Annotated in this window: 10 protein-coding genes, 1 tRNA gene and 3 rRNA genes; 13 read left to right on the top strand and 1 reads right to left on the bottom strand. The window is 46.8% G+C overall.

The window, feature by feature from the left end:
* The first annotated feature begins 42 nt into the window (after nt 1-42).
* The 5 genes from ligA to MHH89_RS19555 all read left to right on the top strand — a co-directional run bounded on the left by ligA (nt 43) and on the right by MHH89_RS19555 (nt 6,579).
* Nucleotides 43-2,055, top strand: coding sequence for an NAD-dependent DNA ligase LigA (gene ligA / locus MHH89_RS19575; RefSeq protein WP_076099629.1), 2,013 nt, complete (start codon nt 43-45; stop codon nt 2,053-2,055).
* 181 nt (nt 2,056-2,236) lie between these two features.
* Entirely contained in the window at nt 2,237-2,944 is a 708-nt protein-coding gene (locus tag MHH89_RS19570; RefSeq protein ID WP_036678667.1) for a response regulator transcription factor, read from the top strand.
* A 19-nt stretch (nt 2,945-2,963) separates the two neighbouring features.
* A complete protein-coding gene (locus tag MHH89_RS19565) occupies nt 2,964-4,076 on the top strand; it encodes a sensor histidine kinase (protein WP_076099628.1) in 1,113 nt (370 codons plus the stop codon).
* A 62-nt stretch (nt 4,077-4,138) separates the two neighbouring features.
* The gene (locus MHH89_RS19560) at nt 4,139-4,723 is read left to right on the top strand and encodes a hypothetical protein (RefSeq protein ID WP_076303631.1); all 585 of its coding nucleotides are present in this window, start codon (nt 4,139-4,141) and stop codon (nt 4,721-4,723) included.
* A gap of 53 nt (nt 4,724-4,776) precedes the next feature.
* Nucleotides 4,777-6,579: a transglycosylase domain-containing protein gene (locus MHH89_RS19555; RefSeq protein WP_341087897.1), complete on the top strand. Its 1,803-nt coding sequence runs from the start codon at nt 4,777-4,779 to the stop codon at nt 6,577-6,579.
* A gap of 4 nt (nt 6,580-6,583) precedes the next feature.
* Here MHH89_RS19555 and MHH89_RS19550 read toward each other — a convergent pair whose 3' ends face one another.
* The gene (locus MHH89_RS19550) at nt 6,584-7,840 is read right to left on the bottom strand and encodes an MFS transporter (RefSeq protein WP_341087895.1); all 1,257 of its coding nucleotides are present in this window, start codon (nt 7,838-7,840) and stop codon (nt 6,584-6,586) included.
* Nucleotides 7,841-8,244: 404 nt separating this feature from the next.
* On the opposite strand from MHH89_RS19550, the gene MHH89_RS19545 reads away from it, so the two are divergent.
* The 8 genes from MHH89_RS19545 to MHH89_RS19510 all read left to right on the top strand — a co-directional run bounded on the left by MHH89_RS19545 (nt 8,245) and on the right by MHH89_RS19510 (nt 17,320).
* Nucleotides 8,245-9,802 (top strand): 16S ribosomal RNA (locus MHH89_RS19545).
* Nucleotides 9,803-9,903: 101 nt separating this feature from the next.
* Nucleotides 9,904-9,979, top strand: a tRNA-Ala gene (locus MHH89_RS19540).
* Between the two features lie 172 nt (nt 9,980-10,151).
* Nucleotides 10,152-13,077 (top strand): 23S ribosomal RNA (locus tag MHH89_RS19535).
* Nucleotides 13,078-13,205: 128 nt separating this feature from the next.
* Nucleotides 13,206-13,322: ribosomal RNA gene (rrf, locus tag MHH89_RS19530) — 5S ribosomal RNA — on the top strand.
* Together the 16S, 23S and 5S rRNA genes with 1 tRNA gene alongside form the textbook arrangement of a ribosomal RNA operon.
* Before the next feature lie 421 nt (nt 13,323-13,743).
* Nucleotides 13,744-14,916, top strand: coding sequence for a GNAT family N-acetyltransferase (locus MHH89_RS19525; protein WP_076186631.1), 1,173 nt, complete (start codon nt 13,744-13,746; stop codon nt 14,914-14,916).
* Nucleotides 14,917-15,210: 294 nt separating this feature from the next.
* Nucleotides 15,211-15,672, top strand: a complete 462-nt coding sequence (locus tag MHH89_RS19520) for a CtsR family transcriptional regulator (RefSeq protein WP_036680465.1) — start codon at nt 15,211-15,213, stop codon at nt 15,670-15,672.
* Between the two features lie 30 nt (nt 15,673-15,702).
* The gene (locus MHH89_RS19515; protein WP_036680467.1) at nt 15,703-16,227 is read left to right on the top strand and encodes a UvrB/UvrC motif-containing protein; all 525 of its coding nucleotides are present in this window, start codon (nt 15,703-15,705) and stop codon (nt 16,225-16,227) included.
* A gap of 28 nt (nt 16,228-16,255) precedes the next feature.
* A complete protein-coding gene (locus MHH89_RS19510; RefSeq protein WP_036680469.1) occupies nt 16,256-17,320 on the top strand; it encodes a protein arginine kinase in 1,065 nt (354 codons plus the stop codon).
* Nucleotides 17,321-17,354 lie beyond the last annotated feature (34 nt).

The raw sequence follows: 17,354 nt of genomic DNA, 5'->3' as shown, positions 1-17,354 counted from the left end.
ACGCTAACTTTAGGAAACTTATTGACGGAGGGATGTACCTGCATGGATGCTATGCATGTGATGGAAGAGCTTGTTGCGGAATTAAATAACTATAATTACCACTACTACACGCTGGATGCACCGCTAGTCAGCGATAAGGAATACGATGTTTTATACGACAAGCTTGTAGCACTGGAGGCTGAGAGTGGCTTCGTACTACCGGATTCGCCTACACAACGTGTAGGTGGAGAGCTGCTTAAGGGCTTCACGCCGCATCGGCATCTGGCACCGCTTTGGAGTCTGGATAAAGCACAGAATATTGAACAGCTGCGCAGCTGGAATACCCGGGTGCTCCGGTTAGTGAATGAATACAATCTTAAGAATCCAGACACCCCTCTTCCTGATCCTTGTTATGCAGTAGAACTGAAGTTCGATGGCTTGACGCTGAATTTAACCTATCGTAATGGTGTTCTCGAACAGGCATCAACGCGTGGCAATGGTGTAGTTGGCGAAGGAATACTTGCACAGGTGAAGACCATCAAATCCGTTCCATTGACGATTCCCTTCAAGGATGGGGTCATTGAGGTTCAGGGTGAAGGGATTATGAATCTGTCTGTGCTGGCTGATTATAATACAAGGGCTGCAGAGCCGCTGAAGAATGCGCGTAATGCAGCAGCAGGTGCACTGCGTAATCTTAATCCGAAGACTACTGCGGACCGCCGTTTGAACGCTTTTTTCTATAATGTAGGCTTTGCAGAAGGCGCGGAGTTCGCTGACCATCAGGAAATGATGGATTTTCTGCGGAATAACAAATTTAAAGTGAACCCATACCTGACCTACTGCAATGATTTTGATGATGTAACTGAGCAGCTCGCTGGAATCGAGGAGAGTCGTTCGAGTCTTGATTACCTCATTGATGGGGCTGTAATTAAGGTCACGGATTTCCGGATCCGTGAGGTGCTTGGCTACACTGACAAGTTCCCGCGTTGGGCAGTTGCTTATAAATTTGAAGCCGAAGAAACGACGACCGTGCTGGAGTCTGTTAGCTGGAATGTAGGTCGTACAGGTAAAGTGACTCCGCTGGCTCGGGTTGAGGCTGTAGAGCTTGCCGGAGTTACCGTTCAGAACTGCACCCTGAATAATGTGGGTGATATTGAGCGCAAAAACTTGAAATTCGCCTTAGGTTCGCGGGTCTTTATTCGCCGTTCCAATGATGTTATCCCAGAAATTCTCGGCAAGGTAACAGAGGAGAATGACGGTGGAGAGATTATTTTCCCTGAGGACTGTCCAGCTTGTGGATATCCGTTAGAAATGCGCGGAGCACATCTTTTCTGTAACAATAAACTGAATTGTAGGCCGCAGATTATCAGTCGGATCACCCACTTTGCTTCGCGTGATGCGATGGATATCGAGACGTTTAGTGAGAAGACGGCGGGTCAGCTCTATGATGAGCTTAATGTACATGACTCTGCGGATCTGTATGAACTGAACTTTGAGCAGCTTGTACAGCTGAACCGTTTTGGTGAGAAAAAAGCACAGAATTTGCTGCAAGCTTTAGAAGATAGCAAAGGTAGAGATCTTGCTTCATTTCTCTTTGCGTTAGGGATCCCTAACACAGGTAAGGCAACGACGAAGATGTTGGCTGATCATTTCCGCGATCTGGATGCTGTGATGCAGGCCAAAGCCGAGGAGCTCGCTGAGTTACCAGACATTGGTGGGATTGTCGCCGAGAGCATTGTCAGCTTCTTCGCAGACCCAGTTGTAGTAGCTAATGTTTCCCGCTTGCGGACGTTGGGTGTGGAAGCAAAGGCTCCTGAGGCGCCACGTCCTGTTAGTACCGATTCCTTCTTTAGTGGCAAAACGGTCGTATTGACCGGTTCCTTGCAAAAGCTTACCCGAGATGAAGCAGCTGAACGTCTGGAAGCACTCGGAGCAAAGGTGTCGGGAAGTGTGTCCAAGAAGACGGATTTAGTTATCGCTGGTGAAAAAGCTGGCAGTAAGCTGGCCAAAGCCCAGCAGTTAGGCATTCAAGTCATTGAGGATGAAGATGAGCTAATTCGCTTGTTGGATATGTAAGTAACAAACTATATTCGATTCCAAAAGGTTCCCGGTTCCATTTCGTTTAAGTACGAGAGGAGCAGGGGCCTTTTTTGCGTGGATTACAACTAAACGTTTCTTTTTTAGAAAAAAATTCGGTTGATCTGCTAATATATAGGCTATAGATATTTATTACTATATTTGAAAGGAAACCCTTCCTGTGAAGAGAGAAACGATATTGTTAGTAGACGATGAGAAGGAAATTGTAGAACTGTTAACGATTTATCTCTGTAATGAAGGCTATAGACTGCTAAAGGCTTATGATGGAATGGAAGCGCTGGAATGTCTGCAGAAAGAGGAAGTTGATCTAATTATTCTTGATGTCATGATGCCTAAAATGGACGGGCTAGCTGCATGTATGAAGATCCGTGAAGAGCGGAAAATGCCAATTATCATACTATCAGCCAAAAATACAGATATGGACAAGATCTCCGGCCTGAGCCTCGGGGCAGATGACTACGTGGGCAAGCCGTTTAATCCTTTGGAGATTGTGGCACGAGTAAAATCACAGTTGCGCCGTTATCACGGATTTAATAAGGATAGTAATACGTTGGGAAACGACAGCAAACTAAGCTTTGAGGATCTGACTATAGATACGTCTAAGCATGAGGTGTATGTAGACCAGCAGAAGATTAAACTGACTCCGCGGGAATTCTCTATTCTAGAGCTTTTAGCGAGACACCAAGGTCAAGTGCTTAGCTTGGAGCAAATTTACAATAAGGTATGGAATGAACCCTTTTTAGATGGCGGTAACACAGTGATGGTACATATTCGTAATCTCCGAGACAAAATCGAAATCGATTCGAAACGCCCACGTTATATACAAACCGTCTGGGGAGTTGGCTATAAATTAGACGGACCTTCCTGAAAGGATTAGGTGAGGCTTCTTGAATTCTAAATATATAACGACGATTCGCTGGAAGTTTATGTTTGCTTTTTTGCTGAGTGTGCTTTCGGGCGCTTTGCTGCTCATGGCAGGGTACCAACTCGTCAACTTTATGATCTATCTAAATCCGGCTTCAGAGTCGGCTCCCTATTCACGCATACTGCGCTGGATTATTAATCATATTGGCTCTATGCCACTAATGACAGCAGCGGGTATTATCAGCTTTTTATTATTCTTTTTTATCTACACTCGTAAAGTTGTGCTGTATCTGGAAGAGATCACAAAAGGGATTCGAGAAATTACAAGCTCCGGGATGTCCCATAGAATTGAAGTCAGAACCACGGATGAGCTGGGCGTGCTGGCTGAGAATATTAATGAAATGGCTGAGCGTTTGCAGCACTCCATAGAGGAGGAACGTAAAGCTGTAAATGCGAAAAATGACTTGATCACAGGTGTTTCCCATGATTTACGCACCCCGCTTACCTCTGTCTTGGGCTTTCTGGAATACATCGAACAAGATCGATGTCAGGAAGAAGCGGAAATCCGGTATTACGTGGATATAGCCTACAACAAATCCCTGGTGCTGCGTAAACTGATCGATGATCTTTTTGAATACACACGTGTAAATAGTGGAGAGTACCCTTTGGTTATGCAGAGATTGGATTTGAAGGCCTTCATACGGCAGCTGGCGGAGGAGTCAGTTCCTGAACTAACAAAGGCGGATATGATCTATGAAATCGAGGACGTTGCTGATGAGTTATGGATAGAGGCTTCGCCTAAAGAATTAGTACGTGCTTATGAAAATTTGATTACTAACGCGATCCGTTACGGCAGAAGCGGCGGAAAATTGGAGATAGGTTTCAGTAAAAAGGAAAATGATGCTGTGGTCCGAATTAGCAACTTCGGAGAGAGAATTGCGGAAAGTGATATCCCTTTTATTTTTGAACGATTCTATCGGGCAGAAAAGTCGCGTTCACAGCATACAGGCGGCTCAGGGCTTGGACTTGCGATTGCCAAAAGTATCATCGAACGCCACAATGGCGTTATTTATGTAGAAAGTACATCTCTTCGCACGGATTTTATTACCCGTTTCCCATTCTTCATAGAATCTTAAGAAAACTATGGCGGGTTCTTAAGATTTGGAAGTTATCCTTGTGGCACAAGGAGGGAACTACCATGCCAAAACTTCGGACGGTTCGTATCAGCTATTTATATATTTTTATGGGTTGCGCTCTTTTGAGTGCTGCCTTTCTTTTTGTTGTCCAGCGGGCTGTCGATTTGCTGTATTCTCATTATTCGGGTCAACCAGGAGCCTTTTTTGTCCGGCTTATTCATTGGGTTATTAATCATATGGGTCAAACCCCTAGTGCCATCCTTCTATTTATTCTAGTCTTCGGTGGGCTGTATGTTCTTCGTTCACAGAAAATGGCTGATGATTTGCGCTCGCTAGTGGTGGGAACCTCGGAGCTGGCAGATAAAGGAGTCGCCCAGAACATCAAGGTTCTCTCTGGAGGAGAAATAGGTGAAATTGCTGCTAACCTCAATCGAATGCAAAGAATAGAAGTTCCAGATAGAGGTGCAAGCTCAAAGCGGATAGAGGACACACCAGCAGTAGCTTTATTAATAAGGACTAGGGCGATACTTCGCACTCTCCGTGAGGTTGAAGAGGATGGGGCGGAAGTACATGCACTTCTTGCAGCAGCGAATGATGAAGTGCGGAGTATGGAGCGGTTCCTGGAGAACCTGATTATCGAATCATGAGCAGATGGAATGCACGCACCCGGATATTGCGAGTAGGGTACCTATTATTTGATGTGAGTGTTATTAGTACGGTATTGGTGCTTTTGATTTTGTTTTATGTATACCAGTATGGGGGGATTGTACTTAACCGGCATGAGGATAGGCTGCAATTGCCAGAATCAAGCCTCATCACAGCTTCAGATGGAACAGTTATACGAATGACTCCGCTACCGAGCTCGGGTTATAGGCTTACAGCAGAGCTTGAGGAGATGCCGGCTTTATTAATAGATACCTTTTTAACAGTAGAAGACCGCCGTTTTTATAGCCATCAAGGGGTCGATTATAAAGGGATATCACGCGCTTTCTTAAAAAATATCTTGGACATGAGTTTATCAGAAGGTGGCAGTAGTATTACTCAACAGCTTGCTCGCAATCTTTATTTGAACAGAGATAAGAATATGCTGCGTAAGTTAAATGAAACCTCTATTGCTTTTGCCTTGGAGCAGCGACTGACGAAACGTGAGATTTTGCAGCTGTACCTCAATCAGATTTATATGGGGCGGGGACAATATGGAGTAAAAGCAGCAGCGAAGCGTTACTTCGGTGTGTCTGATCTGAAAAAATTGGAGATCTGGCAAATAGCCACTCTGGCGGGAATCCCTAAAGGACCCTCTATTTATAACCCAGTAGACAATAGTGCATTATCCAAAACGAGAAGAAATCTAGTGCTAAAGATGATGTTCAATCAGCGACTAATCACGTATGAGCAAATGCAGGAAGCTATGAATAAACAATATCAGCCTCCAGCTGCGGTCGAAAATGGGGTTGCCGGAGTGTACTATGTGGATGCCGCCCTTAAGGAAGCGGCTCAGATCACAGGGAAATCCGTAGAGGAGCTTCGTACAGGCGGCTACACTATAGTTACAGGTTTGAACATCAAAGCACAGCAGGCACTTGAGCAGGCCGTTCTCAAAGAGGCTTCATTTCCACCTGACGGAAAAGATCAGCAGGTAGAAGCAGCTATGACCATAATGGATCATCGTACAGGAGAAGTAGTGGCATTGATTGGTGGGCGAGATCAAAACGAGGGCAATTTGAACAGAGCTATTATTGATGCACGTCAGCCGGGTTCCAGCTTTAAGCCGATCATTGATTATGGACCTGCACTGGAGAGCGGGAAATTCAACCCGAATAGTATGCTGTCCGACCGTAAAGTTGCTTATGGCAGCTACAAGCCTGAGAACTTGAACGGTATATACCAAGGTCAGGTCACAATGAACACAGCTTTGCAAAAATCCATCAATGCACCAGCCGTATGGGTATTGAAGCAGGTTGGAATCTCTTCTGCGCGGCAATTTGCCGCCAAATTAGGAATTGTACTGACGGAGGAGGACAATCATTTATCAATAGCTTTGGGGGGGCTTCATAATGGGGTTTCTCCACTAAAAATGGCCCAGGCCTACAGTGTCTTTGCTAGTGGAGGGAAATTTAATGCGGCTCATATGGTGCGCTCCATAACGGATTCAAAAGGGAAGGTCTTGTATACTCATCCCTCTGAATCACGTCAGGTAATCTTGCCGCGTACCGCAGAAGCGATGACGGCTATGTTACGCAATGTTGTTAATGAAGGAACAGGGAAAAAAGCGCAGATGAACAGACCAGTAGCGGGAAAGACCGGTACGACCCAATTGGACTTGGCTGGCGTGAGCAAGAAAGCTAATCGGGATCTTTGGTTTGTAGGCTATACTTCGGAGTGGACAGCTGCGGTATGGATGGGTTTTGATCGTACGAATCAGGATAATTACATGACTGAAGGCAGCGGGAAGGCTGCCGCTCTATTTTCTACAGTAATGAGTAAAGCCTTAAGTGATCATTGAGAAGTTATTGCGCCGCCCATTCTTCTAATTTCTCATCTCTAGGAAGCAGCAAGGCAAGAAACCCAAGCAGCGGGAGGAAGCCGCAAGCGATGAACACTTTAGCAATCCCGATACTATCAATGAGGTTGCCGAGGACTAATGAGCCGATCCCGCCGAGTCCAAAAGCAAGTCCCGTGATCAGACCTGAAACTGTGCCAATGTTGCCCGGATATAGCATTTGAGCATAAATGACGGTAACAGAGAAGCTGGACAGAAGGATGAAACCGCCAATCAGCAGCAATACAGCCGCCCATAATGGACCTACAAAGGGTAGAGCAAGTGCAAAGGGAACGGTTCCTACCATTGATAGTAAGATGAGATTACGCCGTCCAAAACGGTCAGCCAGCGGACCTCCAAAAAATGTGCCCACTGCGCCAGCAGCCAAATACATAAAAATATAGATTTGGGCTTTATCCAGCGTCATTTGATATTTGTCCATTAGATAGAAGGCGTAGTAACTGCCGATAGAAGCGCCATACCAAGACCTAACAAAGACTAGGAATACAAGAATAATCGTTGCTGTTCGTATGCTTTTTCGGCGGGCGGGGTCGATTGCCCGTGCTGTTGATTTTTTATGAAAGGTATAACCGGCATCTAGCATTTCTCTATACCAGCGAGCTACATAGGTCTGAACAGCGATTCCGGCAGCCGCGACGATCGTGAAGCCTAGGGCACCAATCTGGCCAAAGGGGATGAACACCCATTTCGTAAGCATTGGACCCAGGGACTGTCCAGCATTGCCGCCCACTTGAAAAATAGATTGCGACAATCCCTTTCGCTGACCTGCGGCCATATGAGCAACACGCATACCCTCTGGGTGGAAGGTGGCTGAACCGAATCCGATCAGGATAACCGAGAATAAGACCAGAAAATAGCTATTGGCATAAGCCAATAGAAGTACACCTAAAAATGTGCTGCACATACCCAGTGGTAATAATATAGGACGGGGTTTACGGTCTGCAGCATATCCAATGACGGGTTGGATTACTGATGACGTCATATTTAAAGCGAATGAGATCCATCCAATCTGGGCGAAAGAGAGCAGTAGATTATCTTTGAGAATAGGGAAGATTGCTGGAATGACTGCCTGTATAGAATCATTAAATAAATGAACAAAACTGACAGCTAACAAAATTTTATAAATCGTTGCCTGCTGCAGATTACGCTGCTCCTTGTCCTTGCTGTCTACCTTGGACGCAGCGTCTGTAGGTTTGGTCTTCATTTTGACTCCTCTCTGTACTGATAGTTAAAAGGTAAGATTGGCGAATACGATAAATTCTATTTAGCCACAAATAATGGATGAATGGTATCAATTTGTGTTGTATCGAAGTTATTTATACGAATGATTTTTTTATTTCAAAAAAAGCTTGCAAACTCAATGACAGCATGGTATATTATCTCTTGTGCTTACGACGCATCGCACATACGAAACACAAGCGATGAAGAAATAAGTTGACAATATAGAAACAAACATGATATACTCTAATTCCTGTGCAAGAGACATTGAATGTCGAAATGCTAGGAGCAAGTTCTTTGAAAACTGAACAAATGGAACACGTTAATTTTTAAAAAGATTCAATTAATGAATCGTCAGTTTCAAAATGAGCATATCGCTCTTTTCAATACTAATTGGAGAGTTTGATCCTGGCTCAGGACGAACGCTGGCGGCGTGCCTAATACATGCAAGTCGAGCGGAGTTATTTTGGAAGCTTGCTTTCAAAATAACTTAGCGGCGGACGGGTGAGTAACACGTAGGCAACCTGCCCTTCAGACTGGGATAACTACCGGAAACGGTAGCTAATACCGGATAATTTCTTTTTTCTCCTGAGAGAAGAATGAAAGACGGAGCAATCTGTCACTGAGGGATGGGCCTGCGGCGCATTAGCTAGTTGGTGGGGTAACGGCCCACCAAGGCGACGATGCGTAGCCGACCTGAGAGGGTGAACGGCCACACTGGGACTGAGACACGGCCCAGACTCCTACGGGAGGCAGCAGTAGGGAATCTTCCGCAATGGGCGAAAGCCTGACGGAGCAACGCCGCGTGAGTGATGAAGGTTTTCGGATCGTAAAGCTCTGTTGCCAGGGAAGAACGTCCGGTAGAGTAACTGCTACCGGAGTGACGGTACCTGAGAAGAAAGCCCCGGCTAACTACGTGCCAGCAGCCGCGGTAATACGTAGGGGGCAAGCGTTGTCCGGAATTATTGGGCGTAAAGCGCGCGCAGGCGGCTATTTAAGTCTGGTGTTTAAACCTTGGGCTCAACCTGAGGTCGCACTGGAAACTGGGTGGCTTGAGTACAGAAGAGGAAAGTGGAATTCCACGTGTAGCGGTGAAATGCGTAGATATGTGGAGGAACACCAGTGGCGAAGGCGACTTTCTGGGCTGTAACTGACGCTGAGGCGCGAAAGCGTGGGGAGCAAACAGGATTAGATACCCTGGTAGTCCACGCCGTAAACGATGAGTGCTAGGTGTTAGGGGTTTCGATACCCTTGGTGCCGAAGTTAACACAGTAAGCACTCCGCCTGGGGAGTACGGTCGCAAGACTGAAACTCAAAGGAATTGACGGGGACCCGCACAAGCAGTGGAGTATGTGGTTTAATTCGAAGCAACGCGAAGAACCTTACCAGGTCTTGACATCCCTCTGAATCTGCTAGAGATAGCGGCGGCCTTCGGGACAGAGGAGACAGGTGGTGCATGGTTGTCGTCAGCTCGTGTCGTGAGATGTTGGGTTAAGTCCCGCAACGAGCGCAACCCTTAACTTTAGTTGCCAGCAGGTAATGCTGGGCACTCTAGAGTGACTGCCGGTGACAAACCGGAGGAAGGTGGGGATGACGTCAAATCATCATGCCCCTTATGACCTGGGCTACACACGTACTACAATGGCCGGTACAACGGGAAGCGAAGCCGCGAGGTGGAGCCAATCCCATCAAAGCCGGTCTCAGTTCGGATTGCAGGCTGCAACTCGCCTGCATGAAGTCGGAATTGCTAGTAATCGCGGATCAGCATGCCGCGGTGAATACGTTCCCGGGTCTTGTACACACCGCCCGTCACACCACGAGAGTTTACAACACCCGAAGTCGGTGGGGTAACCCGCAAGGGAGCCAGCCGCCGAAGGTGGGGTAGATGATTGGGGTGAAGTCGTAACAAGGTAGCCGTATCGGAAGGTGCGGCTGGATCACCTCCTTTCTATGGAGAATCGTTCTCTGCAATGAGAACATTCAAATCGGAAGTTTAACTTCCACAACCAATTAACGTGTATCCATTTGTTCGGTTTTGATGGAATTTGCGGGGCCATAGCTCAGCTGGGAGAGCGCCTGCCTTGCAAGCAGGAGGTCAGCGGTTCGATCCCGCTTGGCTCCACCAACAAACTTCATCTATTTGTTATGTCTATACACTTGATCCTTGAAAACTGGATACCGAAACGAATTTGCGTTTTAGAACATCTTTTAGCAACTTGTGCAAACAAGTAAATGTTATTAGTGAGATGATTCCAAAGAAAATGTCATCGTATGATATTTTCCTGCGGAAGAATCAAGGTTAAGCTAATAAGAGCACACGGAGGATGCCTAGGCGCCAGGAGCCGACGAAGGACGTGGCGAACAACGAAACTGCCTCGGGGAGCTGTAAGCAAGCTTTGATCCGGGGGTGTCCGAATGGGGAAACCCAGCTGTGGTAATTCGCAGTTACTCATTTCTGAATACATAGGAAATGTAGAGGCAGACCAGGGGAACTGAAACATCTAAGTACCCTGAGGAAGAGAAAACAATAGTGATTCCGTCAGTAGCGGCGAGCGAACGCGGAACAGCCTAAACCTAAGAGCTTGCTCTTAGGGGTTGTGGGACGTCTCACATGGAGTTACAAAGGAATATGGTAGGTGAAGAGGTCTGGAAAGGCCCGCGATAGAGGTAAAAGCCCTGTAACCTAAACTGTGTTCTCTCCGAGACGGATCCCGAGTAGTGCGGGGCACGTGAAACCCCGTATGAATCCAGCAGGACCATCTGCTAAGGCTAAATACTACCTGGCGACCGATAGTGAAACAGTACCGTGAGGGAAAGGTGAAAAGCACCCCGGAAGGGGAGTGAAATAGAACCTGAAACCGTGTGCTTACAAAAAGTCAGAGCCCGATCTATGGGTGATGGCGTGCCTTTTGTAGAATGAACCGGCGAGTTACGTTTAACATGCAAGGTTAAGCCGAGAAGGTGGAGCCGCAGCGAAAGCGAGTCTGAATAGGGCGAATTAGTATGTGGACGTAGACCCGAAACCGTGTGATCTACCCCTGTCCAGGGTGAAGGTGCGGTAACACGCACTGGAGGCCCGAACCCACGTACGTTGAAAAGTGCGGGGATGAGGTGGGGGTAGCGGAGAAATTCCAATCGAACTCGGAGATAGCTGGTTCTCCCCGAAATAGCTTTAGGGCTAGCCTCGGTATAAGAGTAGTGGAGGTAGAGCACTGATTGGGTGCGGGGTCCGCAAGGATTACCAAGCTCAGTCAAACTCCGAATGCCATATACTTATTGCCGGGAGTCAGACAGTGAGTGCTAAGATCCATTGTCAAAAGGGAAACAGCCCAGACCATCAGCTAAGGTCCCCAAGTGTGTGTTAAGTGGGAAAGGATGTGGAGTTGCACAGACAACCAGGATGTTGGCTTAGAAGCAGCCACCATTGAAAGAGTGCGTAATAGCTCACTGGTCGAGTGACTCTGCGCCGAAAATGTAACGGGGCTAAACACACCACCGAAGCTATGGCTAGATACTATGTATCTGGGGTAGGGGAGCGTTGTGTAGGGGTTGAAGGTGTACTGAAAAGAGCGCTGGACACTACACAAGTGAGAATGCCGGTATGAGTAACGAAAAGATCAGTGAGAATCTGATCCGCCGAAAGCCCAAGGTTTCCTGAGGAAGGCTCGTCCGCTCAGGGTAAGTCGGGACCTAAGGCGAGGCCGAAAGGCGTAGTCGAAGGACAACAGTTTGAAATTACTGTACCACCGTAATCCGCTATGAGCGATGGGGTGACGCAGGAGGGTAGTGACGCGGACTGATGGATGTCCGTCTAAGCAGTGAGGCTGATGTGTAGGCAAATCCGCACATCAATAAGGCTGGGCTGTGATGGGGAGCGAAAATTATAGTAGCGAAGGTCATGATCTCACACTGCCAAGAAAAGCCTCTAGCCAGGAGAAGGTGCCCGTACCGCAAACCGACACAGGTAGGCGAGAAGAGAATTCTAAGGCGCGCGGAAGAACTCTCGTTAAGGAACTCGGCAAAATGACCCCGTAACTTCGGGAGAAGGGGTGCCCCGGTAGTGTGAATAGCACGAGGGGGCCGCAGTGAAAAGGCCCAAGCGACTGTTTAGCAAAAACACAGGTCTGTGCGAAGCCGCAAGGCGAAGTATACGGGCTGACGCCTGCCCGGTGCTGGAAGGTTAAGGGGAGTGGTTAGGGGTAACCCGAAGCTATGAACCGAAGCCCCAGTAAACGGCGGCCGTAACTATAACGGTCCTAAGGTAGCGAAATTCCTTGTCAGGTAAATTCTGACCCGCACGAATGGCGTAACGACTTGGGCGCTGTCTCAACGAGAGATCCGGTGAAATTTTAATACCTGTGAAGATGCAGGTTACCCGCGACAAGACGGAAAGACCCCATGGAGCTTTACTGCAGCTTGATATTGAATTTGGGTACGATCTGTACAGGATAGGTGGGAGCCGTAGAAATCGGAGCGCAAGCTTCGGTGGAGGCGCCGTTGGGATACCACCCTGATCGTATCTAGGTTCTAACCTAGTACCCTTACCGGGTACGGGGACCGTGTCAGGCGGGCAGTTTGACTGGGGCGGTCGCCTCCTAAAGAGTAACGGAGGCGTTCCAAGGTTCCCTCAGAATGGTTGGAAATCATTCGCAGAGTGCAAAGGCATAAGGGAGCTTGACTGCGAGACCTACAAGTCGAGCAGGGACGAAAGTCGGACTTAGTGATCCGGTGGTACCGCATGGAAGGGCCATCGCTCAACGGATAAAAGCTACCCTGGGGATAACAGGCTTATCTCCCCCAAGAGTCCACATCGACGGGGAGGTTTGGCACCTCGATGTCGGCTCATCGCATCCTGGGGCTGAAGTAGGTCCCAAGGGTTGGGCTGTTCGCCCATTAAAGCGGTACGCGAGCTGGGTTCAGAACGTCGTGAGACAGTTCGGTCCCTATCTGTCGTGGGCGCAGGAAATTTGAGAGGAGCTGTCCTTAGTACGAGAGGACCGGGATGGACGTACCGCTGGTGCACCAGTTGTTCCGCCAGGAGCATGGCTGGGTAGCTACGTACGGACGGGATAAGCGCTGAAAGCATCTAAGCGTGAAGCCCCCCTCAAGATGAGATTTCCCAATTAGTAAGACCCCTTGAAGACGACGAGGTAGATAGGTTGGAGGTGGAAGTGCAGCAATGCATGGAGCTGACCAATACTAATCGGTCGAGGGCTTATCCTATACGTAGAATGCAGATTCGTTTCGGATTCAGTTTTCAGGCATCAAGCCTGTAACACGCTTAGAAATTCATTCTCACTTCTGGTGAAGAACCGAATTTCACGCGGCAGCGTCTGTTTCACAGACGCATGTTTGGTGGCGATAGCGGAGGGGTTCCACGCGTACCCATCCCGAACACGACCGTTAAGCCCTCCAGCGCCGATGGTACTTGGACCGAAGGGTCCTGGGAGAGTAGGACGTTGCCAAGCACAAATAGACCACTGTTGATAACTCGACAGTGGCTTTTTTGCGTCTATTATAGATTGTGGAAAACTTGTGGATAATTCATTGGAATTTGCAGAAAACTTACGCACATGTGGATAGATGATTAAAAGGCAAAAAATCACCAAATGGTGTGGATTAAGTACATATTTATGTAGATCTGTCAACAGAAAACCTAAGTAATACACGGGTTGCTGTGGATATAGTCATATTTATGTGGATAGAGGGATTAATAAGTGGATAATTATTTTAACTTGAATAGAACAAGATTACAAGACTATTTTTAAAACTGCCTAAGGCTGTGGATAACTGAAAAAAGTTCGAAAAATATCCTTATAATTCGCACACAATACACTCTCTTGTTATACTAACCATAAAAGTAAATTCATAAATGATGAGGTGAGTTTTGTGGATATCAGACAGTTGCACTCAGAAGAGTTTGATCTAAGCATGGATTTATCTGAATATGCTTTTCAATACAAGCTGCCTAGTGAGAAAAGGGCGAATGCTAAGGAAAGATTTAAAGCAGAACGCGTATGGGGTGCTTTTGAAGAAGGTACTTTGGAAGCTAAACTTACTCTTCTTCCGTTCGAAGTGTACATACAAGGTAGATTAGTACCTATGGGAGGGCTCGCAGGGGTAGCGACATGGCCAGAGAATCGCAGACAGGGGCATGTGGCAAAGCTCCTGGCGCATACGCTGCAAACGATGAATGAGGCGGGGCAGACATTATCTTTTCTGCATCCGTTCTTGATCCCCTTTTATCGCAAATTTGGTTGGGAAGTTTATTGTGAATATAAGAAATACTCCATTCCTGTTGCCAAGTTTCCCAAGAAGGTTGAAGTTGAGGGCAAGGTAAGACGTGGTGTTATAGATATCGAAGTATTGGACAACTTATACAATCGTTTTGCAGTTAGATATAACGGAACACTTAAGCGTGATTTGGACTGGTGGGAAAACTCTGTTCTGGATGATGAAGGTCAGACTGCGGTATTTTATTCACAGCTTGGGGAACCTGAAGGATACGTACTATATAAGATAGAAAATAGAGAGCTGGTCATTGATGAATTTGTGTTTTTGAACGAACAGGCCCGGCAGGGGCTGTGGACATTTCTTGCGAATCACGATTCGATGGTGACCGGTGCATCGCTAAAACTGGTGCCATCCGATGATATGTTACCCTTTTTGCTGCCTGATCCGCGTATAGAGCAGGAGAATTATCCTTATTTTATGGCGCGTATTGTTAATGCTAAAGCATTCGTGGAGAGTTATTCTTTTAAGCGTCACAACAGTCAGAAGAAACAGGTTATCTATATTGAAGATAAATATGCCCCATGGAATGACGGGTTGTGGGAATGGACTGTCTCCGAAAAGGGAGCAGCAGCTTTCTTGCGTATAGAGGGTGAACGGGATGCAGCTGACTTAAGCTGTGAGATTGGTACGCTGACGATTCTAATGTTTGGATATAAACGCCCGGCAGAGCTGGCTCGTTATGGACGTGTGACTGGTAATCCGAGGGCTCTGGAATGGCTCGAAGAAATCATACCGCAAGCTGAAACTGCACTTTTTGATCATTTTTAGAAAATAATTAGGCTCTCCCCTTCGAAAGATGCTGGGAGAGTTCTTTATTTCCGAATACATTCGCTGAAAAAAGTGAAAAATAAGAGAATCCTCTTGGAATTAGCACAGAATATGTTATAATATTAAAAAGTCAAAGAAAGTCAAAGTCAACGCACCTGATGACATACAGTGCGATCCTCTGAATTTGTGAAGTTTTCTTCAGACTTATATGAATGAAGTTCACTAATAAATGTCATTAAGGATGCGGGCCGTAAGCGATATTATGAAGCTTTAAAGAGCACTGGAGGATGAGTGATGCGCAATATCTCTGATATTATTGAACAATATCTGAAGAATATTTTGCATGAAAGTCCCGAAGGTACGGTGGAAATCCAGCGAAATGACCTGGCGGACCAGTTCTCATGCGTACCGTCACAGATCAATTATGTTATTAGTACACGCTTTACACTGGAAAAAGGCTATGTGGTGGAAAGTAAGCGTGGTGGCGGGGGATATATTCGTATTCAACGTTTTGAATTGCCGCCCAACGTGGCACTGCATGCCCATTTAAACCATACTATAGGTGGCGGGATAGATCAGAACGCTGCCGAAGGGTTGATTTATCAACTGGAGGAAGCTGGTTTTCTAAGCAAGCGTGAGGCGTGTCTTATGCGCGCTGCTGTTTCTCGGGATTGCCTAACGGTTAAGATTCCATATCGGGATGAGATTCGGGCCAAGATTATGAAGGCGATGTTAATCTCTTTGTTAGGCAAATAATTGTCAATCATAAGGGAGGGGCTTTCGCTTATGCAATGTCAGGAATGTGGCGTCAAGCCAGCAACACTCCATTTCACCAAGATCGTGAATGGAGAGAAGACAGAATTTCATATCTGCGAGAGCTGTGCGCGGGAGAAGGGTGAACTGATCCCGGGAACTGCTGGAGGATTCTCCATTCACAGCTTGCTGTCCGGTCTGCTTGATCTTGAAGGGGCCGGTAAGGAAAAGACGGCTGCTACGAAGACTACGCAGAGTCTGCAATGTGAGAATTGTGGAATGACGTACTCGCAGTTTAGCAAATTGGGTCGTTTTGGCTGCAGCTCCTGTTATAAATATTTTAACAGTGCACTGGACCCGCTCTTTAAACGGGTGCATGGCAGCACTTCGCATGTAGGCAAGATTCCTAAACGTGCTGGAGCACAAATTGTGTTCAAGCGGCAAATTGATGAATTGAAGCTGGAATTACAGCAAAGTATCGCACAGGAGGAATTCGAAACTGCGGCAGAGCTGCGGGATCAAATTCGCCAACTTGAAAAAGAAATGGCACAAGAGTAAAGTCTTTGATATATAGGGGGGATATGACATGTCAAGTCTCCGATTTACTGAACAAGCGCTTAGTGATTGGATGCGCTCGGGAGGCAGTCACTCCGAGATTGTAATTAGCAGCCGTATGCGTATTGCACGTAATTTAGAGCATCTTCCATTCCCTATGCTTGCTTCCTTAGAGCAATCGGAAGAAGTATTAGAGCTGCTGGCCCCTGTGTTTCATGGGGAAACTGCTGCCGAATTCGGATCTTTTCAACTAATAAAGCTTGCTGAAGTGAATGAACTGGATAAAAAGGTATTGGTCGAGAAACATCTCATCAGTCCTAATCTGGCTAATGATTCACGTGGCGCAGCTGTGATATTAAATGAAGATGAGTCGGTTAGCATCATGATTAACGAAGAAGACCATCTGCGGATCCAATGTCTGTTCCCGGGTCTTCAGGTAAGAGAAGCATGGGAACGTGCGACAGCCATCGATGATATCTTCGAATCGGCTGTGAATTACGCTTTTGATGATAAAAGAGGATACTTGACCAGTTGTCCCACCAATGTGGGTACAGGGCTGCGTGCCTCAGTAATGCTGCATTTGCCAGCACTAGTAATGACCCAACAGATCAATCGCATATTGTCAGCAGTGAACCAAGTGGGATTGACTGTAAGAGGAATTTATGGTGAGGGCAGCGAAGCAGTAGGGAACATCTTTCAAATTTCCAATCAGATTACTCTCGGTCAAACAGAAAGTGAAATCATCGAGAACCTTCACAGTGTAGTCACCCAGATTATAGAGCATGAACGAAATGCCCGTGAAAGGCTGCTTGTAGATTCCGCTTTAAGAATTACAGACCGAGTGAAAAGATCTTATGGGATTTTGTGTTATGCAGCTCTAATGGAGCTTAAAGAATCCGCACAACGGCTGTCTGATGTGAGACTTGGGGTTGACCTTGGCATACTGGAAGGCCCTTCGATTTCCGTGCTTAATGAGCTTAACGTTAAGACACAGCCAGGATTTCTGCAAAAAATGTTCGGTGACGAGATGAACGCCACTGAACGGGATATGTATCGGGCGAAACTGCTCCGAGAAACACTGGGAACACAACATTAATATAGATATTTATTATTCATGGAGGTGCAGGAGA

This window comes from Paenibacillus sp. FSL H7-0323 (genome assembly GCF_038002725.1).
GTDB classification, from domain to species: Bacteria; Bacillota; Bacilli; order Paenibacillales; family Paenibacillaceae; genus Paenibacillus_AQ; species Paenibacillus_AQ odorifer.
The sequence above is the reverse complement of the archived record's forward strand: the minus strand, read 5'-3'. Positions and strand labels throughout refer to the sequence as shown.

What these genes read in the sequence shown, in the direction of transcription:
- ligA (WP_076099629.1), top strand. Translation starts at nt 43, where the DNA reads ATGGATGCTATGCATGTGATGGAAGAGCTTGTTGCGGAATTAAATAAC.
- MHH89_RS19560 (WP_076303631.1), top strand. Translation starts at nt 4,139, where the DNA reads ATGCCAAAACTTCGGACGGTTCGTATCAGCTATTTATATATTTTTATG.
- MHH89_RS19550 (WP_341087895.1), bottom strand. Translation starts at nt 7,840, where the DNA reads ATGAAGACCAAACCTACAGACGCTGCGTCCAAGGTAGACAGCAAGGAC.
- MHH89_RS19520 (WP_036680465.1), top strand. Translation starts at nt 15,211, where the DNA reads ATGCGCAATATCTCTGATATTATTGAACAATATCTGAAGAATATTTTG.
- MHH89_RS19515 (WP_036680467.1), top strand. Translation starts at nt 15,703, where the DNA reads ATGCAATGTCAGGAATGTGGCGTCAAGCCAGCAACACTCCATTTCACC.
- MHH89_RS19510 (WP_036680469.1), top strand. Translation starts at nt 16,256, where the DNA reads ATGTCAAGTCTCCGATTTACTGAACAAGCGCTTAGTGATTGGATGCGC.